The following is a 24926-nucleotide window of genomic DNA, read 5'->3' as shown; positions in this document are numbered from 1 at the left end:
GTGGCCGCGAACGTCATCCATATGCGTTGCATTGTCGTACCAGATGGGCTGGTTGTTCCTGTTTTCTGTGATGTATCCGATACTGTTTGCACAACTGCCACTGTAGGTCGCTACGGCGTCGGATGGGTTTCAGTATTCGGCGGTTCCACCATTCCGATGCGTCATTGCGTCGATTCCGCCTCCATAAGATCACGGAAACCGCCAAAACGCACCGTATTGGCAATCGTTTCCTCGGTCAGATTGCGCTGCTCGCCGGCCAAATGCTCTACAAAAGCGAGATACAGATTCAGCGTGTGCTCTGAATACGTGCCTAATTCGCCGCGTAGATAGGTTTCGAACGACGTGGCATCGGCGGTATCCTCGGCCGTGGTCAACACGCGCATGGCTTGCCCGAGTTTCGGGTAACGCTCGCGGAACTTGCGTGCCCACGCCACCTGCATGGCGATGATTCGCTCCTGCAATGCTTCGCGGGAAGCGCTCAGCGAGGGGATATACGGTTCGATATTCGCCGTGTATTCCTCGGGATGGGTGGAACGCATCATGCGTCCGTATTTTTCGGTGACGAGATTGCGACCGGTGGCGTCGGCTCGTTCAAGATCGTTCCGGTAGCTTGCCAGCAGGTCGTGCGGCCAGGTAAGGAACTGGCTGAGCCGCATCTGGTGGAACAGCGGCCAGTTGCCTTGGCATGCGGCACGTCCACCTTCATTGTTCGTATGCTGGAATTCGTTCCATTCCAAACGCACGATATGCTCGATGAGTTCGGCATCGCCATTGTTTTTCCAATCCCATGCGGTGCGATTCCGATCTGCCCCATGATTCCCGGTGCCTTCTTTCAGCACTGTCTGCATGTTGTCGTCCACGACGTCGTTCATTTCCATACCCACACTCACAGACTATGCAGACAGGGGGCGTCGGAGACGATATGCTCCTCGACATAGGGACGCTGCCATTCCAGAAACGTCTCCTGCGAACGGGTCAACCCTTCTCGCTGCAGTTCGCCGACGATATCCGCGCAGATGCGTTCGATGATCGTGTTGATGCGATCCGCAGGCGGTGTTGCCGTGGTGCTGGCCTTGTGCTTTGCCGTGGTGCCGGGCATACCGAAGCATGCAGCCGAGGCGAGGTGCAATATCTCTTCCAGCTGCATGCATACGCCGGGAAGACGCGTCGCCATGCGCCTGCTCAGGCGGCGCAACGCGGCAAAACGCCACTTGTAATAGGGTGCATACCCCACGGAAACGGGGTTGTTGATCAGAAAAACCAACGATATGGCGGCCTGCGTGAATTCATGGATGCTGGTCATGGCCGCCGCTCCGTCGCCGCGTTGCAGCATACGGGGCAGATTGTATTGCCCGGCTTGCGCCAGCATGCCCAAACGCCTGGAGATCAGGGACAGCCGCACATCCTCCGGCATGAAGGTGAACCCTTGGCGGGTTTTGGAGAATATGCCAAGTGCATCCGCGAAAATGCGGCCATTAGTTGCGGTGGCCAGTGTGGATTCGTCAAGTGCCAGCCACTCATGCGGTGCGTCCTGCGGTGGCGCCTCGCGGTATCCGGTAAGCGTTTCGAAGAAATCGCCGATGCGGAACACGCCATCCCTGCGCATTGTTCCCTGCGCGCGGGGAGTGGCGGGGGAGTCTGGTAGATCAGCCGAGGAATGTTCCGAACGCCATGCGTGGGCGATACGCTCATAATCCTCCTGCAACGCCGTGCCAATGGCAGCATAATCCTCATCCGTAAGCCACAGGCAGAACCGCGCCCCAAAATCATGGTCGCGCGACAGCGCATCATCGAAGCCGAAGCATTCCGAGCCGTAGCCGACCAGACCAACCGCAATGCGCTCCGCATAATCGGGGTATCGGCTTTGCAGCATCGGTTTGCCCGCCTGCTCCCAGAACCTGCGGGCCATCTCCATGCCGTTCATGCCATTCACGTCGCTCAACAGTGTTGCGGAGTCGGAGCCGGGCTCGGTGCAATCCGCGGCGTTGCCATTGATGTCTGCGGGAATGCCGACTTTCTGGCCGTTTTTCGCCGCCGAATCCAAGGCCTGGCGCAGATTGCCATCGGTGGTGCGCCAGTACTCCGTGTCCCTGCCGTAGCGCTTCTCGATTACGGCCAGAGCCTTGCGATAGTATCCTGCAGCCTCGCCGAAACGTTGCTGTGCGAACCGGACCTGTGCCATACCTGCCAATGCGGAAGCGACATGCGCTGAGTCCTTGCCCTGCCTGCATGCCGCCGTGTGAATGGCAAGTGCCTTGCGCGCATAGCGGTCGGCCTGGTCGATTTGCCCATCGGCAAGCAGCATCAGCGCCAGATTCGTGTATGAACTTGCCAAGTCGATGTCGGTGGATGGGTTTTCGCTGGCGGATGCAAGCAGGTCTATCGCCTTGCGGAGCTCGTGCTCGGCCTGCTCCGTCCTGTCGGTTTCGCTGTACAGCATGGAGAGATTGTTGTGCAACGCGGCGATGCGCCGGTCGTCGGGGCTGAACACCTGTTCGGCGCAATGCAGGGCCTGCGTATAGAGGTCTTCGGCCTGATCGTATTGTTTCGCGGCGCGCATCGCGGTGGCACAATTGATCAGCGTCGTGGCCCAGGTTTCGCTACCTTCCAATCCCATGCGTAGCGCCAGCTCGATGGTACGCTGCACGATCCACTGGTTCTTGTCGTGCCACCCCTGGGAGCGGTAGAATCCCATCGTTTCGTTGAGCACGGTGAGCAGTCCGGCATCGTCTTCGGCGTTTTCCGCATCGCTCATGGCCTGTTCCAAGTAGGGTGCGGCCTCGCTGGCCGCGGCATGGCGGGCGAATATCGCATCCAGCCCTTGCAGGAATCGGTCGGCGTCAAAAGCGGGTATGTTGTCGGAATCGTTCGAATCGGCTTGTGTGGTGTCGGAATCATCGGTTTGCTGATCGAATTGTGCGGTGAATTGCGCCAGCAGTGCTTCCTCGTCGACCATAGGCCCTCCCTGATTGTGCCGTATCGCATGCGTCGTGCTTCTCCTTTAAGTGTATGAGCCGATACGGTTCGGCGGTTCGCCGCACAGCACGAAGCCCGACTCGCTGGACTGCGAACCGGGCTTCGAAAACGCTGGACCATGGAAACGGGCGGTCGGATGAACTGGTCTCGTCGCGCCCTTTGATCGCATCACATTTGCACTTCGCGCATACGGTTGATGGCGTCGGTGTGCGTTTCGTATCGACGGGTGTAGATGACGAGAAGCGCCACGGCGAGCAGGCTGATGGGTGCGCCGGCAATGCCGGTGAAATGGTAGTTCATCGAGGTGGCGGTCAGTGCCGCGCCGCCGACGATCGAACCGATGGCGTTGCCGAAGTTGAAGGCGATCTGCACGCCAGCCCCGGCGATCAGTTCGCCGCCGCCTTCACCTGCCTGCACCATCAGCAGCTGTTGTGGCGACGAGTTGAAGAACAATGCGAAGCCGATGAGGAATGTCAGAACCGCTGTGGTCATATGGTTGCCAGGAATGAAGAACACCAGCAGCAGCCCGCACAGGGCGATGAAGTGCGAGAGCGCCGCGGTGGCTCCCGGCTTCCACATGTCGGTCAGTCTGCCGCCGACGATGCCGCCGACCACCATGCCCAAGCCGGCCAGCACCATCAGCATCGGTACCATGGCGGACGACCATCCGCCCGTCTTCTGCAGCCACGGCGACACATAGCTCCACCAGCAGAAGATGCCGGAGTTGCCGAAGAACACGGCCAGCAGAATGAACCATGGGCCGGGGTGGGTGAGGAAACGGAACTGGCCCTTGATGCCGACATCCTTGATCGGAGCGACAAAGGGAACCCATACGATGACCAGGAACAGTGTCATCAGCGCCCATGCGGCGAGAATCGCAAAGGCCAGGCGCCAGGAAAGCAGTTCGGAGAGCATGGTTCCCGCAGGTACGCCGAGCATATTCGCCACGGTCTGACCGGTCACCATCATCGACACGGATTGCGCTTCCTTGCCTTTGTCGGCAAGTGTTTTGGCGATCAGCGTGGCGGTGCCGAAGAACGCGCCGTGTGGCAGTCCGGAAATGAATCGTGCGGCCAGCAGCATGGGGGAGTTCACGGCGATGGCGCTCAGGGTGTTGCCTGCCAGCGCGATGGCCATAAACAGAATGATGAGGTTCTTGGGCGGCACCTTGCGCCCGAATACCAGAATCAGTGTGCCGAAGCATACGCCGATCGCGTAGGCGGAGATGTAATGGCCTGCTGCGGGAATGCTGACATGCATGGACGCTGCCGTTTGCGGCAGGATGCCCATCATCACGAATTCGGCGGCGCCGAGGATGAATGCGCCGGAAGCCAGCGCGAGGATGCTCTTCTTCATATGGTCCTTATGCTCGTGGAATGTGGCATGGGTAGGTGGGGTGATGCTGCCTACTCGTTGGTTGTGCGGTTTGTCTTGTTGACATGTTGCGTTGCGTTGCTCAGCCTACTTTCTCAATGCGCCGACGCTGAAACTTTAGTAATCATCGGTGGTTTGGGTGTTTCTCAATCTATCGACGCTAAGAAGTGCCTGAGCGTCGGTGGATTGGGATGGTTCGGGCAAAGAAAAAGGCGGAACATTTCTGTTCCGCCTTAGTTGTCGGGCTGGCGGGATTTGAACCCGCGGCCTCTTCGTCCCGAACGAAGCGCGCTACCAAGCTGCGCTACAGCCCGTTTGGCAACGTCCGTCAGTCTACAGCAAGGTTCGTGATATATGCAAATCGAGTAGTGTTCGGCGTGTCGCATTGGAATCAGGCCGATTGCGTGATCCGTGGGTCAAAGGAGCGTGGTCGGGGATCATGAATCGACGATCCTCGTGCCGCAAGGCCTCTCGCCGCGGCTGCAGTTGGTCGTAAGCGTTGGTAGTGCGAATAGCCTGACGAGGGTATGCGCGAGCGTGTGCCAAATCGCCCGTGTTGCGTACACTTGGCAATCATGTCTGAAGTTGTTGAGAACACTGCAAACGAAGAGGGCGAGAACACCCCTCATATGACCACTGTCGAACGCGCCGAGATGCTGCTTGCGCAGGATGGCGCCATCCGCGCCAAGATCAACGACGGCGCCACCTTGGACGAGGCCGTCGACCCATCCAACAAGGAATTCGGGCCGCTGGCCCACCCGGAGCAGGTGCAGATGCGCGTGGCCAAGCGTGCCATGATGCTCAAGGAAGGCATCCAGCCCTACCCGGTGACCCTCGACGTCACCGCCACCATCGAAGAGGTCCGCGCCAAGTACGACGGCAAGCTCGAAGCGGGCGACGAAACCGAGGACGTGGTCGGCATTGCCGGCCGTGTACTGTTCCTGCGTAACGCGGGCGGCCTGTGCTTCGTGCAGCTCGCAGCCGGAGACGGCACCAAGATCCAGGGCATGATCTCCAAGAAGGAGATCGGCGCCGATTCCTTGAAGCAGTTCAAGCAGCTGGTCGACCTGGGCGACCACCTGTTCATCAAGGGCCGTGTGATTGCTTCCAAGACCGGCGAACTGTCCGTGTTCGCCACCGAATGGGCCATCGCGGCCAAGGCGCTGCAGCCGCTGCCGGCCCTGCACAAGGAGCTCAACGAAGACACCCGTACCCGCAAGCCGTACATCGGCATGATCGCGGATGAGAAGATCCGCAACATGGTGCGCAACCGTTCCAAGGCCGTCGCCTCCCTGCGCAAGACCTTCGCCGACCATGACTTCCTCGAGGTCGAGACCCCGATGTTGCAGACCGTGCACGGCGGTGCCGCGGCACGTCCGTTCACCACGCACATGAACGCCTTCGACCTGGACCTCTACCTGCGCATCGCGCCGGAACTGTTCCTCAAGCGTTGCCTCGTCGGCGGCATCGACCGTGTGTTCGAAATCAACCGCGACTTCCGCAACGAAGGCGTCGATGCCACCCACGCCCCGGAATTCACCATGGTCGAGGCATACCAGGCCTACGGCAACTACGACACCATCGGCGCGCTCGTCAAGCAGCTCGTGCAGGACACCGCCATGGACGTGTTCGGCAGCCACAAGGTGACCCTGCTGGACGGCACCGAATACGACTTCGGCGGCGAATGGAAGACCATCAGCATGTACGACTCCCTCTCCGAAGCCCTGGGCGAGGAGATCGTGCCGAACGGCGGCCCGGACAGCCCCGGCACCTCCGTGGAGCACCTGGGCGAGATCGCCGACAAGCTCGGCGTGGAACGCGACGACGTGGAGAACCACGGCAAGCTCGTCGAACACCTGTGGGAGCACTTCTACGAGGACAAGCTGTACGAGCCGACCTTCGTGCGCGACTTCCCGGTCGAGACCTCCCCGCTGGTCAAGGGCCACCGCTCCAAGGCGGGCGTGGTCGAGAAGTGGGATCTGTACGTGCGCGGCTTCGAGCTGGCCACCGGCTACTCCGAGCTCAACGACCCGGTCGTGCAGCGCGAACGTTTCGTGGCCCAGGCCAAGGACGCGCTCGCCGGCGACGAAGAGGCCTGCGACATCGATGAGGACTTCCTGGAGGCCCTCGGCGTGGGCATGCCTCCGGCAGGCGGCATGGGCATGGGCATCGATCGACTGCTCATTGCCTTGACCGGCGCCACCATCCGCGAGACCATCACCTTCCCGCTGGTGAAGCCACTGAATTAAGGCGAAGCCTTAATTCATATTGGCTTCACGTGAAGGCGGTTCAAGAGAACAGCCCTGTGGGCTGTTCTCCCGCCGTAACCTTCCTTTTCAGTTGAAGCCACTGAATTAAGGCGAAGCACAGTTCGCAATAAACTTGATACGGACTGAAGGGACTGACGACCTACTCGGCCGTCAGTCCCTTCTGTTTTTGGCTGGCGGCGGGTCCGCGTGCGCATCAAAAAAATCATGATGAGCGGCCTCCGCAGTCTGAGCAGCCGCCGATTAAGAATGACGATGGTAAATTTGAATCCATATGGCTCACTCAACAATGGGGACGCCAGGAAAACTGGGCCGCACATAGAATGGTGTCCATGCAAATATCGACTTGGATTCGTGGCGCTCGCCCTCAAACGCTGCCGCTGGGTCTTGCCCCGGTTCTGGTCGGCGTTGCCGCCAGTTGGCGGTGGGATGCTTTGGGTGGCCTGCGGTCGTGCCCGGCTTTTCCGGGAGGATTGCTGGAAGAGCGTGATGCCGGTGATGTGCTGGGGCATTGTGCGTTTTCTCGGCCGTGGTTTGCGGTCGTTGCGATGTTGTGCGCCGTGGTGGCGGTCGGTCTGCAGATTGCTGTGAATTATCTCAACGATTATGCCGATGGCGTACGCGGCACGGACGCCCGACGAGGCAGTGACGCCGCGGGACCTCGGCGGTTGGTCGCTTCCGGAATTGACCCCAGTCGCGTGTTGCTGGCTGCCGCGGTCGCCGCTTTAGCCGCCTGTTCCGCCGGACTGGTCGCTGTCGTCATAACTGGTCGCTGGTGGCTGATCGCGCTTGGCGCAACCTGTCTGTTGGCGGGCTGGGGATATACCAACGGTCGGCATCCTTACGGATATCGGGGTCTGGGCGAACTTGCGGCATTCGTATTCTTCGGGTTGGTTCCAGCCCTCGGCACGCAGTATGCGCTAAGCGGGTCGATTACCGTGACGGGAGCGGCCGGTTCGGTGATCTGCGGCCTGTTGTCCGTCAGCGTCATGATGGTGAATAACCTGCGCGATCTCGAAGATGACGCCGCGTACGGCAAGCGTACGCTGATGGTGCGCATCGGCAGTGGGAAGGGCAAATGCTGGTGCATGCGTGCGCTGGGATGGGCTGCTGGTCTGACGGTGGTTTTCGCCATGCCATTATCGGTGTATGCCGGACTTCTGGATCTGCTCATAGAACTGCCTGCGGAGGTGGATCGCGACCGTTCATGCACGGAATATGGCATATGCGATGACTGGTCGTGGGGAAACGCCGATTGGATGAGCCTTGCGGCGTTCGTATCCATCGCAGGGTGTGTGGCGATTGCTACTCGTGCCGTCGCAGCCGTCCGGCATGACCAGTGGCGTCGGGCGTTGCCATTGTGCTCGATGACCTCGTTGGTCGCAGCCGGTGCGTTCGTGCTCAATGCCTGTCAGGTCGGTTTCATGGTGTAGCTGCATCCTGCATTTACGATTTCGTCATTGAGCATCGGCGATTGCATGATGATGCAAACGGCATGCAACAGAATGACAATTGTTGCATGGCCGTAACCAAATAATCGTCATCGACGGTTGTGTTGGCCGCACAAGGCGGTAGACTGACAGGTATGACTTACAAACTAGTACTGCTCCGTCATGGACAGAGCGCATGGAATAAAACCAATCAGTTCACCGGCTGGGTCGACGTCCCGCTGACCGAGCAGGGTGTCGAGGAAGCCAAGAACGGCGGCCGCCTGCTCAAGGAGAAGAACGTCCTCCCGGACATCGTCTTCACCTCGATGCTGCGTCGCGCCATCAACACCGCCAATGTCGCGCTGGACGAGGCCGATCGCCTGTGGATCCCCGTCAAGCGCAGCTGGCGTCTCAACGAGCGTCATTACGGCGCTCTGCAGGGCAAGAACAAGACCGAGATTCGTGAAGAGTACGGCGACGAGAAGTTCATGCTGTGGCGTCGTTCCTACGCGACCCCGCCGCCCGAGATCGATCCGAACGACGAGTACGCGCAGAACAACGATCCGCGCTACACCGGCGATCCGGTTCCGGAAGCCGAGTGCCTGGCCGATGTGGTCAAGCGCGTCGAGCCGTATTTCAAGTCCGACATCGAGCCGGAGCTGAAGGCCGGCAAGACCGTTCTGATCGCCGCCCACGGCAACAGCCTGCGCGCCATTGTGAAGATGCTTGACAACCTCTCCGAAGAGGAGATCGCCAAGGTCAACATCCCGACCGCAATGCCGCTGCTGTACGAGCTGGACGAGAACTTCAAGCCGATCAAGCCGCGTGGCGAGTACCTGGATCCGGAAGCCGCCGCTGCCGGTGCCGCCGCCGTCGCCGCTCAGGGCCAGAAGTGATCTGTTCCGTGTGAACGGAAAACTGTGATAAGCGGGAATCCGTGAGGGTTCCCGCTTTTGCGTGCCGGGACATGCGAGGGGGCATGCGCTGGCGGGGAAGACCGGAACGAGGAGGGATGCATGGCTTCAACCACCAAGCGTGCACTGGAATCGTCATTGAAGAAACTGCTGCTGGAAAAGCCGCTGAATAAGATCACCGTCACCGATATCTGCGAGGACTGCGGCATCAGCCGTATGACGTTCTACTATCATTTCCAGGACATCTACGATTTGGTGGAATGGTCCTGCCAGGAGGATGTCGGCAAGGCATTGGCAGGCAATCGTACGGTGGATACTTGGCAGAAGGGGTTGCTGAGCATTTTCAACCTGGTGCGTGAGAACAGGCCGTTCGTCATGAACGTGTATCGCTGCGTCAGTCGGGAGCGTGTGGAACGCTACCTATACGACATCACCTATGGCCTGCTGCGTGCCGTGGTGGACGAGAAGGCCGAAGGATTGCAGGTGCGTGAGGAGGACAAGCGGTTCGTGGCGGGCTTTTTCCGATACGCTTTCGTCGGCGTGATGTTGGATTGGGTGGCCGGCGATATGAAAGACGATCCGGAAACACTCGTCCATAAGATCGACACGATAATCCATGGCGATTTTCGCAGTGCTCTGGAACGATTTGCGCTATAGAACGTTGGAGACCACGAAAAGAGCCTCTGATGAGCGCTGAACACCGTAGGGCGCGGCATCGATGCTGCTATCTGTCTTAGTAATGGCAGATTCTGGGGGTGGTAGAAAACCAGGTGGCTTATTCATGGCCTGTAAAACGGCGATCCTTGGGTAGGAGCGTTGGAATTCCAACGCTCCTACCCAAGGATTTCGCCTATGGATGCCGCAGATAAGCCACTTAGGGTACAACAGGTCGATAAAGGCGTTGAAATGTCACCTCACACCTGTCTCCTTGAGCAGTTTCGCAATGTCGGTGTCCTGGATCTTCTTGCCGACCTTCTTCAGCACCAGTTTCTCCAGCAAGTTCAGATGGATGTCGCTCAGCGGCTTGCCGTCGCGCAGTTTCACCACGGCGTTGAGCAGATTGCGCACGTCATAGACCGAGCCCCACACCTCCGGTACGCCGCGATCCACGTCGCACAGCGTGTATACGGCTTCCATGCCGGTGCGCATCGAATATTCGGTGGTGAAGATCGTGTCGCGCGGCGTTTCCGCGAACTGGCCGAGGAAGGCGAAGTTCACGGCGCCATCCGGCACCACGTCGGGGCGGTCGCCTGCGGAGCGCGGCATGAAGAACGCGTCGATGTACGGCATCATCACCGGTATGGTGTTGGCGTGGTTCCTGGCCAGATCCTCGATTTTGTCAGCCGGCACGCCCATATGGTATAGCCATTCGGCGCAGATCTCCTCGCCGGTGCAGTCGCGCATCGGCTTCTTCACGTAGTTGCCCGGCTCGTCGGGGAACAGGCCGTATACCCACACGCACAGCTGGTCCTTTGGCTGGTCGTGGAACTGCTGTTGGCGGTTAAGCGTCCAGCTCAGCAGCCAGTTGGAATCCTTCGCCGTCACAATGCCGCCGGTCACCACGTGCCCGGTGAACGGGTCGCGCTTGCAGATCTGCTGAATATACGGTGGAATCTCCATATCGAGCGTGGTGACGGTGGCGCTCATCCACTTCGAATGTTCCGGGTCGCCGCAGAACACGTCCGGGTGGCCGAAGCTCGGATCCTGCTTGGCGATGCGCCGCCACATGTCCCAGCCGCCGCCGGGCCTGAGTTCCGGAGTCCATGCGGCAGCCGTGGTCTGCGAACCCATGGAGGAATTCTCCACGCAACCGCCGTTGGTGATGAACACCAGATCGTTCTCGGTCAGATCGATGCCGATGGTTTCGCCGTCGGCTCCGGTGATATCGATACGTGTGGCCTGCTTGCGGGTCTTCGAACTGAACGGGTTGCGCGCGAACACGCCGGACTGTGCCTGTGCGAGGAGGATCTCGTCCTGTCCTACACCGGTGTTCCCACGTACCGGCCCATCGCCACCGCCGATGGCGAACTCCACGTTCTCCACCTTCGTGTTGTAGTGGAATTGCACGCCATGGCTTTCCAAGTAGGTGATCATCGGCAGAATCATCGACTCGTACTGGTTGTAGCGGGTGAATCGCAACGCGCTGAAGTCCGGCAGGCCGCCGATGTGGTGGATGTAGCGCTTGATGTACAGTTTCATCTCCAAAGCGCTGTGCCAGTTCTCGAAGGCGAACATGGTGCGCCAATAGAGCCAGAAGTTGGAATCGAACACCTTGTCGTCGAAGAAGTCGGAGATTTTCTTGCCATACAGTTCCTCGTCGGGGGTGAAGAACAGCTTCATGATCTCCTGCGAGGCTTCGTCCGACAGTTCGAATTTGCCGTCGGTACCGGCGTCCTTGCCCTGATCGACGGTGGCGCGGCACAGCGAAGAGTTCGGGTCTTCCTTATTGAGCCAGTAGTATTCGTCGAGTACGGACACGCCTTCCGTTTCGATGGAGGGGATGGAATGGAACAGATCCCACATCACCTCGAAGTGGTTGTCCATTTCACGCCCACCGCGCATCACATAGCCCAAGCCGGGAATATTCGCGCCATCGCATGCGCCGCCTGGAACCGGGTCTTTTTCGAATACGTGGATGTGATTGCCGGGCATCTGCGCATCGCGTACCAGGTAGCAGGCTGCGGTGAGCGCGGCCAACCCCGTGCCGACGATGTACGCGTTCTTGTGGTCGATGCCCGCCGGCTTCTTTGGACGGGCGAATGCTTCGTAATTGCCGCTGGAATAGTACATGGCTTCCTCCTTTGGAAACGCTTCGTGCTGTTGCCATTATGCGCTTCGGCGACTGGCTTTGCCTTGAACAGATGAAGCGGTCTGTTTAGTTTTCATGCAATCGGGGCGAATTGTCAGAAAAACGGGGAAGCAATGACGGTTGGCTGCGTGTGAACGATGGGATACGGCGAAGGGGTCGGATCAGCTGGTGATCCGACCCCTTCGCCAGTGTCGATAAGAAGATGAGCTGTGGAGGAGATTGGCTACTCGGTCATGCCTTCCTTATCCGGGCCGGGGTTTTTGGACGGATCGAAGCCGGAGACGATGAACACCACCTGTCGTGCTGCGGAAACGGCATGGTCGCCGAGACGTTCGAGGAAGCGGCCCAGCAGCACGATGTCGATGATCTGCTGGCGGGTCATCTCCACATTGTCGTCGAGCGCCAGTTCGAAGGTCTGCTTATGCAGTTCGTCAAGCTTATCGTCGTCCAGAATGACGCGTTCCGCTGTTTTGGCGTCGCGATCGGCCAGCATGGCCACCATGTTGTCGCTGGTTTCGTCAAGGAACTCCTGCATTTGAGTGAAGGCGTTCTTTGCCTCTTCAGGCAGCGGGGACGCGGGGTATGCTCGACGGGAGGCCTCGGCCACATGCTTGGCGAGATCGCCCATGCGTTCGAAGGTGATCGCCAGGCGCATGGTGGAGACCACGACGCGCAGGTCGGTGGCGACCGGGTTCTGCTTGGCCAGCAGCTTCACGCACTGGTCGACCACGCTTTCCTGCAGCGCGTCGAGCTCCGCATCGCCGTCGATAACGGCTTGTGCGGCTTCGACGTTGGTTCCCAGCAAAGCCTCACCTGCTCCGCGAATGGCTTTGCGCACATTCTGTGCCATGTGGTCAAGGTCGTCGGCAACGGCCTTCATCTCTTCGTTGAAAATAACGCGCATTGTGTTTGTTCAGCCTTTCGTATGTGCTGTGTGCAGTCTTGTACCAGTCTATGCGCTGCGCTGCCAGCATGTGAGAGCCGACACGTAATGGCAACCGGAAGTTGGCGTGCAGTTCAACTCGGAGTTCACCGGGTGTTCATCTTTACGGGTGATTCATGGCCGCTGCGAAACCGGTATGTGTGTTGCGTCTTCAACGCATGACTTGTGTGGAACAATGGGCGTATGCTTGATTCTCCCGTTCCCTCGCTCATCGTGTTCGCGGTGTTTGCCGTTGTAGGGTTTTGCATTATCGTACTCTTGGGCACCATGGTGCTGGGGTGGGTCGAACCGTTGATCGAACGTTGGCTGGGCGGGGTGTCCGTAGCCGAATGGCTGGATGAGCGGCTTCATCACGTCAGGCGCAGACGTGCGGCGAACGACGATGATGCGAATCTTGACCAATCCACGTTCGGCCTGCTGTCGATTCTGCAAAGCGCGTCTTTGATCGTGGGCGATGATGACGAGGTGATCAGCGCGAATCCCGAGGTGTACCGTCTGGGCATTATGCGAGACGATCGCATTGTGAACGACAAGGTGCTTGACGCCGTGCACGAGGTTCGCGAGCATGGCGGTAGGCGTCTGTTCGATATCCAGACCACTACGGTCGCTCGGTTCGAGTCCAGCATCGACCCTTTGGAACGCAGTGAGGGCGTGGACGTGTATGGCGTGCAGCGGCCGAATTGGCTGAACGTCACTGTGGGGCGTGTAGACGCCAATCATGTGGTCGTACTGCTGGATGATGTCAGTGAGAGCGTACGGTTCAACCAGATTCGTGACTCGTTCATCGTCAACGTGTCCGAGCAGCTGCTGAAGCCGACCGAGGCGTTGAACAGGCTCGCCGACGAGCTTGAGCACGACGATCCTGACGTTGGGCGTGTGCATGCCGCGGCGCATGAGGTGCGTACCGCCAGTAGCCATCTGAATCACATGGTTGCTGATCTGCTGTTGCTGATCAAGGCGCAGGAGCCTATTGTGCCGAGCGCTGCCAATCGCATCAATGTGATGGAACAGGTGAACGACGTGGTCGATTCCATGGCTGGCGTTATTCGTGATGCAGGTGTCCGTCTACAGGTCGAGGGCGATCGTTCGTTGGCGATTAACGGTGATGTCTCGCAAATCAGAACCGCATTGTCCAAACTGTTGGAGAACGCGGTCCAATATTCGCCGAGGGGTGGGTACGTCAGCGTTTCGGTCGGGCTTGGCGAACTTGGCGATAATGTGCTGATTCGTGTGCTTGACCAGGGCAAGGGCATTCCGAAAAACGAGCAGTCCCATATTTTCGAGCGATTCTACCGTGGCGCCGATCAGGGTGGGCGCAAGGTCGATGGCGTGGGTCTCGGTTTGGCGATTGTCAAGCACGTGACGCTCACCCATCATGGTTCCGTGTCGGTATGGTCGGTACCGGGCCAGGGAAGCACGTTCACTATGACGCTGCCGCTTGCCCGTTGAAAGGCACGCCTTAAACGAATATGGGTGTGCCCCCATGGCTCTGCACCATGGGGCACACCCATATCCAGGTTTCGTCGACCCGGGTTTTATTGCCCCAAACGCCGGTAGTCCCATCGGTCGAAATGCTCCCATACAAGTAGCAGCAAGCCGATGATCACGCCGGAGATGCACACGATGCAGGCTTGCGTCATGGCGAATCCCATCGTGTCCAGCACGATGCAGCCGATCAATGCGATGGCCCACAATCCGGTGCCCAGCGAGAATACGATGCGCAGATCCACGCGTACCGGCTTAGGAGCCGGTTTGCGTTGGGCCGGGTCGATAATCGGAGCGAACTTCATAGGCTGTAGCTTACATCCGTTCCGCCACATAATCGATGCAGCGGGTGAGCGCCAACACATCGGAAGGCTCAACCGAGGGGAACACGCCGATGCGCAGCTGGTTGCGGCCGAGCTTGCGATATCCGGCGGTGTCTACGATGCCGTTGTCGCGCAGTATGGAGATCATCTGCTGGGCATTGATCGATTCGTCCAGATCCACAGTGACCACGGCACGCGAGCGCGCCGCCTCGTCGGAGACGAAGGGCTTGGCATATTCGCTGGCTTCGGCCCATGCATACAGGGTGGAAGCGGATTTGCTGCAGCGTGCGGTGGCCCATGCCATGCCGCCGTTGTTGTTGAGCCAGCGCACCTGATTCTCCATCATGATGAGTGTTGCCACTGAAGGCGTGTTGAGCGTTTGGTCCTTCCGTGAGTTCTCCACTGCGCTGGTCAGCGAGAGGAATGGGGGAACCCAACGGCTTGCTCCGGGCAGGTTCACGTTGGCTTCCACGCGGGCCGCGCGTTCGATGGCGGCGGGGGAGAGGACGGCGACCCACAGTCCGCCGTCCGAGCCGAAAGCTTTCTGCGGGGAGAAGTAGTAGGCGTCGGTCTGGCTGATGTCTACCGGCAGTGCGCCTGCGGCGGAAGTGGCGTCGATAAGCGTGAGCGCACCTTGTTCCTTGCTACCTTCGATGCGATGCACCGGAGCCGCAACGCCGGTGGATGTTTCGTTATGAGCCCAGCAGTAGGCGTCAACATATTCGGTGAGTTCCGGCAGACGGTAGGTGCCGGGTTCGCCTTCATAGATCACCGGATCCTCAAGGAATGGTGCTGCGGCGGCGGACTTGGCGAATTTGGCGCTGAATGAACCATAGGTGCCGAAGGCGGCCTGGCGGGTGATGAGGGATGCGCAGGCGATCTCCCAGAAACAGCTGGCGCCGCCGTTGCCGAGTGCGATCTCGTATCCGTCGGGCAGATTGAAGAAGGACGACAGTCCTTCCTTGATGGATCCCACCAGCTGACGCACCGGCGTCTGGCGATGGGAGGTGCCCAGCAGAGTGGTCGCGCCATCATCGAGTGCGGCGATCTGCTCGGGGCGTATTTTGCTCGGGCCGGATCCGAAACGTCCGTCCTCGGGCAGCATGTCGGTTGGAATCTTCACTGTATTGGCCATAAGTACCAACCCTAGCCACCAGTGCGGATGGGCGGGGCATGATGCCCACGTATTGCGATGTATGCACGGTCTCGGTGTTGCCGAAATCGTATGGTGTGTTGCCCGATGGGCATGGCGGTCTGTACAGTTGATGGGTAGCGAAGACGTCCATTGAATATAGATGTGTTCCAAAACCACTAAGGAGTGATTGTTTATGAAGCATGCTGCGCCACAAGCGGCCAGGACTTCACACACCCCGTTCGCCATGGTGCGTGGCGCTCGCCCGAGTCGGCTGAGCCATGCCGCATGCAGAATCGAAGGCAACGGAGCGGTGTTGGGGCTTGAGCCGGCAGTCGCCGCAAAGCTTAACGAGATTGCCCCGCAGACCAGGCGTTCCATGCGTGAGGCCGCACGTGCGGCCGAACGTCGTAATATTCTTCTAGGCTCCGCATCGCTTGCCGCGCTGGTGGGCACTGCGGCCACTGCCGTCAGCCTGACTGGGCCGGAACGGTCCTTTCCTATGGCAAGCGAAAGCGCATTCACCACTACTCAGATCCAGAACGTGAAGGCCGCCGCCTCGCGCTCCGATGTACGTGACGCCATTGTCTCCGATGAGACCCAGCAGTCCACCAATGAGGGCACGTGGTCTTTGGGCGATGTCAACGCCGATCTTGACGTGAAGCAGATGTCACGTTCCCTGGCGAACAACGAGAACGTCGCCACATTGATGGATCAGGATGGCGATGCGTTGCCGGCCGGGTTCAACCCGAACCACGATACCGGCGATACCGGCAATGCCTACGAATACAGCCAGTGCACATGGTGGGTGTATGTTCGTCGCCATCAGCTTGGTCTGCCGGCCGGCTCGTATATGGGCAACGGTTGCCAGTGGGCTTCGAGCGCCCGTTCATTGGGGTATTGGGTGGATAACACGCCTCGCCACGTGGGAGACATCATGGTGTTCCGCGCAGGCCAGGAAGGGTCGGATAGCACTTACGGCCATGTCGCGATCGTAGAGAAGATCAACGCCGACGGTTCCGTGACCACGTCCGAATGCGGTTCCGTTATGCAGGGCAAGACCTATTCGAAGACGTATCATAACGTTTCCGATTTCGAATACATCCATTACTGATACGGGCGTTCCCGCAGTCCACCATAATGCGGGGAGCCGTACCCATCTGGTGTTGGCGGACTCATTCCTCAGGCGGATTGCCGGTGCGGCGTGTCGCGCCATTTACGGCGAACCGGCATGGTGTTGTCCGTTTCCACAGGAAACCCTCGCTGGTATTGTAGGTAAGCGATGAAGACAGTACAACAAACAGTGTCAATGTTCGTCGCCGCCGTAGCTGTCTGCGCCACATTCGTCGCAGCGGCTCCCGCGGCCACTGCAGCCGATCAGTCGGGTGTGGTTGCTTCAGAGCGTTCCTTCCCCAAGACCTCCGTGGCCCGTAAGGATGTGCTCAAGGAATCCGTATCCACCGATGTCAAGGGCAATTGGGGTGGTATCGAATCCCTCAATGTGCCGAAGACCAAGTCCCAGGCCGAGAAGGACGCCGAGCAGGAACGCCAGGAGGCGGCTGCCCGCGCCCAGCAGGAAGCCGCGGCCCAGCAGGCTGCAGCCGCATCGCGTTCCGCGACCCGTTCCTCACTGGAATCCTCCAGCTCCGCTTCTCTTACCGTGAACCCCCCGGACAGCAAGACCGCTGCCGCCTTGGTCTCCTACGCCGAGCAGTTCGTAGGCCAGGTGCCCTATGTGTGGGGTGGGTCCACTACGAGCGGCTGGGATTGCTCCGGCTTCGTGATGTACGTATTCGCCCAGTTCGGCATCTCCCTGCCGCATAGCTCCGGCGCACAGGCCGGCTACGGTACCGCTGTTCCGTCGCTCGCCTCCGCTCAGCCGGGCGATATCATCGCCAACAGCGCGCACGCCGGCATCTACGTCGGCAACGGCATGGTGGTCAACGCCCTGAATCCGAGCCAGGGTACGCAGATCACCCCGGTCGCTTGGGCCTTCACCGGAAGCTATTCGATTCGCAGGCTGCTGTAAGGCGCAAAGCAAGTAGACCTATGTGAGGCACGTTCCTTATGGGGCGTGCCTCTTTTTCTACAAAGAAACAGCGTTTGTCGAGTTGAAACATGCCGTCAAGATGGTGTAAAACGTGGTATTTCCTTGCAGTTCCAACGATATTGGGAAAATCGAGCTATTCTTAGAAGTAGTGACGGCCCATCGTGGGGTCGTCAGCAATCTCAAGGAGGTCGCCATGATCAACGACAAGGCTGTTCTTGTTGGTGTGGATGGATCGAACGCCAGCTACAAGGCCACGTGGTGGGCAGCAAACTATGCCAAGCACGCGGGGCTCACTCTGCAGATCGTCTGCGCCTATTCGCTTCCCAGCTATGCGGCGGTGAGCTTCGACGCCACATATACCGCCATGGGCGATGACAACGCGGCGCATGCCGATGCGCAGGAGATTCTATCCAAGGCCAAGGCAATCGCCGACGAGCAGGGCGTTGAGGCCACCACCCTCATCGTCACCGGCGACCCGGCCTCCGTGTTCGTGGAGCTGTCCCGCAACTACAACCTCATCGTTATCGGCAACCGAGGCAAGGGCGGCCTTGCCGAACGCCTGCTCGGCACCACATCCTCCAGTCTTCCGGCATATGCGTACTGCCCGATCATCGTGGTGCCCTACACCGACGACGATGGCAACCTCATGCATCTGAACAACACCATCACCAAGGTGGCTGTCGGCGCCGACGAATCCAAGTGGGGTGTCAAGGCCCTGCAGATCGCCGCCGATTTCGCGGCATCCTGGAACGCCGAACTCGAAGTGATTTCCGCGGTGCCGGAGGTCAAGGGCGTCAGCTCCGACGACAGCGTCTACGACTCCTACATGGACGATCTGAAGACGCGTGTGGCTCCGTTGCAGGAGAAACACCCTGATCTGTCCGTGAACTGCCGCATCGTGCCGGGATCGGCGGTGCATACGCTGACCGAGGCCAGCTACAGCCATGATGTGGTGGTTGTCGGCTCTCGTGGCCGTGGCGGTTTCACCGGCCTGCTGCTCGGCTCGATCAGCCAGGGTCTGCTGCAGCATGCGGTGAGCCCGGTGTATGTGGTGCCGCGCAAGTATGTCGAGGCCGCGGAAAGCCGTTTGGACACGGTTCCGGGTTCTCCGGCCGATGTCAAGCCGAAGCCGCTGGACGACATCTCCGGTGTCGAAGAGGCCCCGGTGTCCACCGCATCGAGCGAGGTCGTCACCGAAATCGAGAAGACCATCGATCCCAAGCGCTGATACGCCATAATGCTGAAAACGGTAGGGCCGGCCATCCTTGAGCGGATGACCGGCCCTACCGGTATCTGAACTGATGCCACTCAGTGCTTGACGGTGACGTTCATACGCACTGGAGTCTCCTGCACGTAGGTGTGCTTGACGGTGCAGGCCTTGTCCACGTGACGGGAGATGCGTTCGGCGAGCTTGTCGGCATCCTCGTCACTCAGACCGGCTCCGGTGGCGTCGACCTCCAGCTGCTCCTCGAAGGCGGTGTATGCATCGTTGTCGGCGTCATAGGTGCCGTCCACCACGATCTTTGCGCCCTTGCCCTCGCCCAGGGTGTGCTCGACGGCGAACTGGCTGGACAATGCGGCGCAGCCTGCCAGGGCGATCTTCATCAGATCGCCGGGGGTGAACTGGCCACGGCCCTTACCGAACTTGATGTGCGCGCCATCCTCGCTGAAAGCGTCCCAGGAACCATCCTTGTTGCGCTCGACCCACAGTCGCTTTGCCATATGCTTCTCCTTAACCGAACGGCCATGTATGGCCATGTGACGATATCTCATCCATTATGCCCCACGCATCGCTGCCATGACGCCATGGTTCCATTCCCGACGCAATCCCGCCAGTGACGTAGGGATTCGGCGCTCATTTGATTACACTGGAACCCATGGCTTTAACTCCCGAACAACTCGCAGATATCCGTTCCCGTATCCCCGCCCGTCCCCAAACAAGCATCCCCATGCCGTATGAGGACCTGGTGCGTAAGATCTTCGCCGAAGGCACGTTGAAGTCCGACCGCACCGGAACCGGCACCATATCGCTGTTCGGCCAGCAGATGAGATTCGACCTGGGCGAATATTTCCCGCTGCTGACCACCAAGACCGTGTTCTTCAAAGGGCTTGCCTACGAACTGCTGTGGTTCCTCAAGGGGTCAAGCAATATCAACTGGCTACTGGAACACAACGTGCATATTTGGGACGAATGGGCCGACGAGAACGGCGATCTGGGACCGGTGTACGGTGTGCAGTGGCGCTCCTGGCCGGCGCCCACGCCACAGGATCCGAACCGTACCATCGATCAGATCTCAAACGTGCTTGACCTTATCAAGAATCACCCCGATTCACGTCGAATGGTGGTCTCCGCATGGAACCCGGCCGAAGTCGAGAACATGGCGCTGCCGCCATGCCACGCGCTGTTCCAGTTCTATGTGGCGGATGGCAAGCTCAGCTGCCAGCTGTACCAGCGTTCCTGCGACATGTTCCTCGGCGTGCCGTTCAATATCGCCTCCTACTCGCTGCTCACGCTGATGATGGCCCAGCAGGCTGGATTGGAGCCGGGCGAATTCGTATGGACGGGCGGCGACTGCCATATCTATGACAATCATGTCGAGCAGTTCATCGAGCAGCTGGGTCGTGAACCGTACCCATACCCGCAGATCCAGATCGATAAGGAGCCCTCGCTATTCGACTACAAGTACGAGGATTTCCACATTCTCGGCTACCAGCATCACCCCACCATCAAGGCACCCGTCGCCGTGTGACATGGTTGCACAGGTGCGTCTCCGCCGTCTAATAGACTGGTGAGCCAGTTCCGAGAACCCAAGGAGTGAGTGAAATGGAGCATGACAGTAATAGCCGCAGCGGCTATCACGAACCCGAGCCCGGAAGTGCCGGGCTGGAGGAATCCGAGGATTGGGGCGATGATTTCCCCAAGACATTCTCGGTGAATTTGATTTGGGCGCAAGCCCGCAGCAAATCGGGGCAGCAGGGAGCCATCGGCTACAAGGGCGGTATGCCATGGCATCTTTCCGAAGACCTGAAGCATTTTCAGGAGCTTACGGTGTCGCATCCGGTGATCATGGGGCGTCGCACCTGGGAATCCCTGTCGCCGAAATACCGTCCGCTGCCGAACCGGGACAACATCGTCATCACGCATGATACGCAATACCGTGCGGTTGGCGCCACGGTCGTCGGCAGTCTTGAGGACGCGCTTGATCTGGCACGTCAGGAGGCCATTCCGGATGACGGTCTCGACCGTTCGGAAATCTGGGTGATCGGTGGTGCGGAGCTGTTCCGTGAGGCGATGCCTATAGCCAATAAGGTGTATGTGACCGACATCGATGCCGAAGTCGACGCCGACACCTACGCGCCGGATATCGATGCGCTCGCCGAACGCGGGGAGTGGAGCGTGACGGACCGTTCGGCTCGACTCACACCGAAGAACGCGGATAGCGGCATTGAAGGATACCGGTTCCGCACATTCGAGCGTGTGCGCTGAAGTCATTGGATGTTGGGGTGCTGCAGGTTGCTCTGCGGCACCTCTTTTTTACCGGTAAGAGATAACGAATCCACCTGAAAAGGAACGATATGACCAACGACACCTATACGGTAATGACCGTCTGCACCGGCAACATCTGCCGTTCTCCGATGGGAGAGATCATTCTGCGGCACTTCTTCAACGAGCGCGGGCTTGGCGATCGCGTGAATGTGGAATCCAGCGGCGTCTCCGACGAGGAATGGAGTCATCCGATCGATCCGCGTGCCGTGCATGTGCTGCGCCAGCGCGGGTATGGCGATGAGATTCCGCGCGACCATTTCGCGCATCGCATCAGCCGTGACGAGATCGAGCGTACCGACCTGTTCCTGCCGATGACCGCATCCCATATGCATGCGCTGCTGCGCCAGCTGCCGCCGTCGAAGCGCGGCGAGGTGCATATGTACCGCAGCTTCGACCCGGATCTGCCTACGCCGAAGGCCGGGCATGAAAGCCAGATCGATCTGGTCGACCCCTGGTATGGCGGCCAGCATGAATTCGAGGTCGCCATCGATCAGATTGAGCATGTCGCACCATATATCGTCGACTGGGTGGAACAGCAGCTGCAAGGCTGACGGTGCCTATCGATTGCGCTGTATGCCCCAATAGAGGCCGGCATATGCGTTGTAGCGGTCAAGGCCGTGGCTCAGCCAAGCCTGATGCCCTACGATGCGCATATGCCGGCCTCTAGTGCGTTTTCGGTGTTATCGTGCATTCCACAAGCCTGGTTTGTTACGTGGCCGATTGATGGCTGTTTGCGGCCGTGCGGGAGGGAATGGTCGATTATCCGAAACAAGGTGGGCATGGTTGACGGCTACGGTATGTGGCGATGTGGAAGCGGTGGTATGCAAAGACGCTGGATAATAAAAAACCCTCACCGTTTCAGGTGAGGGTTCATGTGGTGGCTCCGAGCGGCATCGATCCGCTGACCTAACGATTTTCAGTCGTTCGCTCTACCAACTGAGCTACAGAGCCATAGAGTTGAAAAAACCCGGCGAACCGGGTTCTGACAATTCTAGCGACCCCGGCCGGACTTGAACCGGTGACCTCCGCCGTGACAGGGCGGCGCTCTAACCAACTGAGCTACGGGGCCGTGTTGTTTTCGTTCTTGCGAAGCAACAAGATGTAATATTACTGACTTCTGGAGATAGTGCAACTCTCGGCGTGTCGCGTTTGGCGCAATGTGCTCAAAACGGCTATTTTTCAACGATTATGGCGTAAAAATGCAGTGAGGACCCAATCTGGGCAGAGCGCATGGATAATAGGGAGCTATGCAAGAAAATAACGAAAAAAACCAGGAAATTCTCGACATGCCGGCTGACTCCGGTGCCGAACAGGCGCAGCATGGGCATCCCCTTCATAAGGTGCTCTCGTTCGTGCGTAGGTCCGGGCGGCTGGATGCGCGCCTTCAGCGGGCGTGGGACAACTATGCCGCCGATTATCTGCTTGACGTCAATGCCGGCGAGGGGTCGCTCGACGTGCGTGAAGGCTTCGTGCTTGACGGTGATTATGTGCGCAGCATATGGGGGAACGCCAATCCGCTGATCGTGGAGATCGGCTCCGGTCAGGGTGAGAACGTCGTGGCGGCGGCGCAGGCGAATCCGGATGTGAACTTCCTGGCTTTGGAGGTGTACGACCCCGGTGTGGCCCACACGCTGCTGCTCGCGGGGAAGAACGGTCTTGGGAATCTGCGTGTGGCGCAGGTGAACGCCCCGGAGCTGTTCAAGGTCATGGCGGACGGCGTGGCTGCCGAGGTGTGGACGTTCTTCCCGGATCCGTGGCCTAAGAAGAAACACCATAAGCGCCGCATCGTGCAGCCGGAGCTTGCCGGACAGGTGCGCCGTGCGCTGGCTGATGGGGGAGTGTGGCGCATCGCCACCGATATCGAGGACTATGCGTTGCATGTGCACGAGGTGATGGATGGTCTTGACGGCTGGGAGAATGCCGGAGGGGTTACCGTGAGCCTGCCGGTGGAGCATGTGGGCAAGGGCAATGCCGATATGGCGGCCGATATGCCACATGCCGATTTCGCCGAATCCGAGCGCTTCGCCGGGCGCGTGCTGACGAACTTCGAGAAGAAGGGGCTTGCCGCCGGGCGTGTGATTCACGATTTCACCTACCGCAAGGCCTGATTGCCGGCCGCTTGGCGTGCGCATTCAGGTTCGGTGCCGTTGGGGTGACAAGGCTTGTGTTTGCAAGGTTCTACAGCCTTCGACGCATAGTGCGACACGCCGAGACGTGGTCTTGATTTGCGTGTGGAGACAACTCGTGTATTATTAATCGAGTTGTTAGCCCCCTTCGTCTAACGGTTAGGACACCAGACTTTCAATCTGACAACGAGAGTTCGACTCTCTCAGGGGGTACCGATGAAGCCGCTGGAAACAGCGGCTTTTCTTATATCCGTAGCGACTCGTATTTCCGGTATCGGCATGTATGCGCCGTATAGCCGCAACGTATATGGCTATGTAACAGGCGCGGGACCCGGCATTTTGCCGGCTCCCGCGCCTCTGGAATATCTGTGGCCCTCAGAGATTCGCCAGCAGCGGTTTCATGCGCTCGTAGCATTCCACGGTCTGCAGGGCATCGCTCAAGCCGCGGTGCTCCTCCTCGTCGGCGATGCCGAAGCGTTGGATCAGGTCCACCAGTCGATGCTGACGCTCCTGTGGGAACAGTGCACGGCTCAACCGCAGCGTATCGATGAAATCGTATGAAAACGGCTTGCCGAGCGTGCGCATGCAGTTGTCGTACAGGAAGTTGATATCGAAGTTCGCGTTATGCGCCACAATCGTATCGCTCGGGCGCAGATGGGCGAGAAAATCCGGCAATACAGCCTCGATGGGGGAGGCGTTGCCCACCATCTCGTCGCTGATGCCGGTAAGACCGGTGATGAAGCCGCCTACGGGCCTGCCGGGGTTCACCAGCTTGCTGTATTCGGCGGTGACAGTGCCGTGTTCGACGCGCACCGCGCCGATTTCAATGATGCGGTCGCGTGCCGGGCTGATGCCGGTGGTCTCCAGATCGACAACCACATAATCGTCCGTTGCAATAAGCAGACTATTGCCTTTGAAGTCGCGTTGAATAGCCATGAATGCTCCGATATGGTGTTGTGCGTGATCTCACTGCTTGTCCGCACCGGCCGGCTGGGTGCGCTTGAGCTCGTCGCGGATCTCCTGCAGCACCGCGAGCGTCTGCTCTTCGGTGGTGGGCTCCGTGTTCTCCGCTTCCTCGTTCGCTCCCATATCACGTAGCTTGTTGATGGGCAGCACAATGCAGAGATACACGGCCACGCCGATAAGCAGGAAGTTGATGATGGCGTTGAGAATCGCGCCGAAGGAGATGGTGGCGCCGTTGAAGGTGATCGTCAGCACGCCGGACATGTCCGGAACGCCGCCGATCATACCGATCAATGGGCTGATGAGATGATTCACGATCGAGTTGACCACGGTGGTGACGGCGGAACCCATGACCACGCCGACTGCCATGTCGATCATCGAACCGCGGGAGATGAACTTCTTAAACCCCTTGATCGGGCCCTTGTCGGTCAGGGAGACCACCTTGCGTGCGGCCTTGTCCACGTTTTTGGCGAGATCGGCGGCCATATCCTGCGGATTGATGGGCGTATTGCTGCTATCGCTCATAAAAACTCCTTGCACCATGCGGTTGAATGCGTCCGTTCCATTATGCCCAACCGGGCGAATGG

The 24926-nt window shown here is 59.2% G+C and carries 21 protein-coding genes, 4 tRNA genes and 1 pseudogene; 13 read left to right on the top strand and 13 right to left on the bottom strand.

All coding sequences use genetic code 11. The annotated features are described in order from the left end of the window. Nucleotides 1-161: 161 nt before the first annotated feature. From BBAG_RS06580 to BBAG_RS06565, 4 genes are all read right to left on the bottom strand, one after another. Nucleotides 162-878 (bottom strand): DUF4125 family protein, encoded by a 717-nt coding sequence (locus BBAG_RS06580; RefSeq protein ID WP_003827224.1) that lies wholly within the window; start codon nucleotides 876-878, stop codon nucleotides 162-164. Between the two features lie 8 nt (nucleotides 879-886). Then, a complete protein-coding gene (locus BBAG_RS06575; RefSeq protein ID WP_003827222.1) occupies nucleotides 887-2956 on the bottom strand; it encodes a DUF4037 domain-containing protein in 2070 nt (689 codons plus the stop codon). A gap of 188 nt (nucleotides 2957-3144) precedes the next feature. Further along, entirely contained in the window at nucleotides 3145-4332 is a 1188-nt protein-coding gene (locus BBAG_RS06570) for an MFS transporter (RefSeq protein WP_003827217.1), read from the bottom strand. A 258-nt stretch (nucleotides 4333-4590) separates the two neighbouring features. Further along, nucleotides 4591-4664 (bottom strand) — tRNA-Pro (locus BBAG_RS06565). Nucleotides 4665-4925: 261 nt separating this feature from the next. Between BBAG_RS06565 and lysS the strand changes: the two genes are divergently transcribed. The 4 genes from lysS (at nucleotide 4926) to BBAG_RS06545 (ending at nucleotide 9618) form a co-directional block, all read left to right on the top strand. Next, nucleotides 4926-6599, top strand: coding sequence for a lysine--tRNA ligase (gene lysS, locus BBAG_RS06560; protein WP_003827211.1), 1674 nt, complete (start codon nucleotides 4926-4928; stop codon nucleotides 6597-6599). Nucleotides 6600-6949: 350 nt separating this feature from the next. Next, the gene (gene menA / locus BBAG_RS06555; RefSeq protein WP_047750300.1) at nucleotides 6950-8050 is read left to right on the top strand and encodes a 1,4-dihydroxy-2-naphthoate octaprenyltransferase; all 1101 of its coding nucleotides are present in this window, start codon (nucleotides 6950-6952) and stop codon (nucleotides 8048-8050) included. Nucleotides 8051-8202: 152 nt separating this feature from the next. After that, nucleotides 8203-8943, top strand: a complete 741-nt coding sequence (locus BBAG_RS06550) for a phosphoglyceromutase (RefSeq protein WP_003827206.1) — start codon at nucleotides 8203-8205, stop codon at nucleotides 8941-8943. A 120-nt stretch (nucleotides 8944-9063) separates the two neighbouring features. Next, the gene (locus tag BBAG_RS06545) at nucleotides 9064-9618 is read left to right on the top strand and encodes a TetR-like C-terminal domain-containing protein (RefSeq protein ID WP_003827204.1); all 555 of its coding nucleotides are present in this window, start codon (nucleotides 9064-9066) and stop codon (nucleotides 9616-9618) included. Between the two features lie 252 nt (nucleotides 9619-9870). Here the strand turns inward: BBAG_RS06545 and BBAG_RS06540 are convergent, their stop codons facing one another. Both BBAG_RS06540 and phoU read right to left on the bottom strand, forming a co-directional pair. Further along, complete coding sequence (locus tag BBAG_RS06540) at nucleotides 9871-11751, bottom strand: oleate hydratase (RefSeq protein ID WP_003827202.1); 1881 nt, start codon at nucleotides 11749-11751, stop codon at nucleotides 9871-9873. 242 nt (nucleotides 11752-11993) lie between these two features. Beyond that, on the bottom strand, nucleotides 11994-12674 hold the full coding sequence (gene phoU, locus BBAG_RS06535; RefSeq protein ID WP_003827201.1) for a phosphate signaling complex protein PhoU: 681 nt from the start codon (nucleotides 12672-12674) through the stop codon (nucleotides 11994-11996). 222 nt (nucleotides 12675-12896) lie between these two features. Between phoU and BBAG_RS06530 the strand changes: the two genes are divergently transcribed. Then, nucleotides 12897-14162, top strand: coding sequence for a sensor histidine kinase (locus BBAG_RS06530; protein WP_003827199.1), 1266 nt, complete (start codon nucleotides 12897-12899; stop codon nucleotides 14160-14162). An 86-nt stretch (nucleotides 14163-14248) separates the two neighbouring features. On the opposite strand, the gene BBAG_RS06525 is transcribed toward BBAG_RS06530, so the two are convergent. Both BBAG_RS06525 and serC read right to left on the bottom strand, forming a co-directional pair. Next, nucleotides 14249-14503, bottom strand: a complete 255-nt coding sequence (locus BBAG_RS06525) for a hypothetical protein (protein ID WP_003827198.1) — start codon at nucleotides 14501-14503, stop codon at nucleotides 14249-14251. 10 nt (nucleotides 14504-14513) lie between these two features. Then, nucleotides 14514-15656: a phosphoserine transaminase gene (gene serC / locus BBAG_RS06520; protein WP_003827196.1), complete on the bottom strand. Its 1143-nt coding sequence runs from the start codon at nucleotides 15654-15656 to the stop codon at nucleotides 14514-14516. Between the two features lie 193 nt (nucleotides 15657-15849). On the opposite strand from serC, the gene BBAG_RS06515 reads away from it, so the two are divergent. The 3 genes from BBAG_RS06515 to BBAG_RS06505 all read left to right on the top strand — a co-directional run bounded on the left by BBAG_RS06515 (nucleotide 15850) and on the right by BBAG_RS06505 (nucleotide 18931). Further along, a complete protein-coding gene (locus BBAG_RS06515; RefSeq protein WP_003827194.1) occupies nucleotides 15850-16767 on the top strand; it encodes a CHAP domain-containing protein in 918 nt (305 codons plus the stop codon). 168 nt (nucleotides 16768-16935) lie between these two features. Next, complete coding sequence (locus BBAG_RS06510; RefSeq protein WP_033508813.1) at nucleotides 16936-17682, top strand: C40 family peptidase; 747 nt, start codon at nucleotides 16936-16938, stop codon at nucleotides 17680-17682. A 214-nt stretch (nucleotides 17683-17896) separates the two neighbouring features. Then, nucleotides 17897-18931: a universal stress protein gene (locus tag BBAG_RS06505; RefSeq protein WP_033508811.1), complete on the top strand. Its 1035-nt coding sequence runs from the start codon at nucleotides 17897-17899 to the stop codon at nucleotides 18929-18931. Nucleotides 18932-19011: 80 nt separating this feature from the next. Here the strand turns inward: BBAG_RS06505 and BBAG_RS06500 are convergent, their stop codons facing one another. After that, nucleotides 19012-19425, bottom strand: a complete 414-nt coding sequence (locus BBAG_RS06500) for an OsmC family protein (protein WP_033508809.1) — start codon at nucleotides 19423-19425, stop codon at nucleotides 19012-19014. A gap of 227 nt (nucleotides 19426-19652) precedes the next feature. On the opposite strand from BBAG_RS06500, the gene BBAG_RS06495 reads away from it, so the two are divergent. From BBAG_RS06495 to BBAG_RS06485, 3 genes are all read left to right on the top strand, one after another. After that, the gene (locus BBAG_RS06495; protein WP_003827178.1) at nucleotides 19653-20453 is read left to right on the top strand and encodes a thymidylate synthase; all 801 of its coding nucleotides are present in this window, start codon (nucleotides 19653-19655) and stop codon (nucleotides 20451-20453) included. Between the two features lie 74 nt (nucleotides 20454-20527). After that, the gene (locus BBAG_RS06490) at nucleotides 20528-21190 is read left to right on the top strand and encodes a dihydrofolate reductase (protein ID WP_003827177.1); all 663 of its coding nucleotides are present in this window, start codon (nucleotides 20528-20530) and stop codon (nucleotides 21188-21190) included. 89 nt (nucleotides 21191-21279) lie between these two features. Beyond that, nucleotides 21280-21801, top strand: coding sequence for a low molecular weight protein-tyrosine-phosphatase (locus BBAG_RS06485; RefSeq protein ID WP_003827175.1), 522 nt, complete (start codon nucleotides 21280-21282; stop codon nucleotides 21799-21801). A 324-nt stretch (nucleotides 21802-22125) separates the two neighbouring features. Here the strand turns inward: BBAG_RS06485 and BBAG_RS06480 are convergent. After that, nucleotides 22126-22201 (bottom strand) — tRNA-Phe (locus tag BBAG_RS06480). 44 nt (nucleotides 22202-22245) lie between these two features. Next, nucleotides 22246-22319: transfer RNA gene (locus tag BBAG_RS06475), tRNA-Asp, on the bottom strand. 265 nt (nucleotides 22320-22584) lie between these two features. Between BBAG_RS06475 and trmB the strand changes: the two are divergent. Next, nucleotides 22585-23358 (top strand): annotated as a pseudogene (trmB, locus tag BBAG_RS06470) (tRNA (guanosine(46)-N7)-methyltransferase TrmB); the annotation flags it as partial. 159 nt (nucleotides 23359-23517) lie between these two features. After that, nucleotides 23518-23589, top strand: a tRNA-Glu gene (locus tag BBAG_RS06465). Nucleotides 23590-23751: 162 nt separating this feature from the next. On the opposite strand, the gene BBAG_RS06460 is transcribed toward BBAG_RS06465, so the two are convergent. Together BBAG_RS06460 and mscL are read right to left on the bottom strand one after the other, a co-directional pair. Continuing rightward, on the bottom strand, nucleotides 23752-24312 hold the full coding sequence (locus BBAG_RS06460; protein WP_003827171.1) for a 3'-5' exonuclease: 561 nt from the start codon (nucleotides 24310-24312) through the stop codon (nucleotides 23752-23754). A gap of 30 nt (nucleotides 24313-24342) precedes the next feature. After that, complete coding sequence (gene mscL, locus BBAG_RS06455) at nucleotides 24343-24825, bottom strand: large conductance mechanosensitive channel protein MscL (RefSeq protein WP_231855915.1); 483 nt, start codon at nucleotides 24823-24825, stop codon at nucleotides 24343-24345. Nucleotides 24826-24926: the final 101 nt, after the last annotated feature.

It is taken from the genome of Bifidobacterium angulatum DSM 20098 = JCM 7096 (assembly GCF_001025155.1).
Classification (GTDB): Bacteria; Actinomycetota; Actinomycetes; order Actinomycetales; family Bifidobacteriaceae; genus Bifidobacterium; species Bifidobacterium angulatum.
This window is presented reverse-complemented; position numbering and strand designations above follow the sequence as displayed.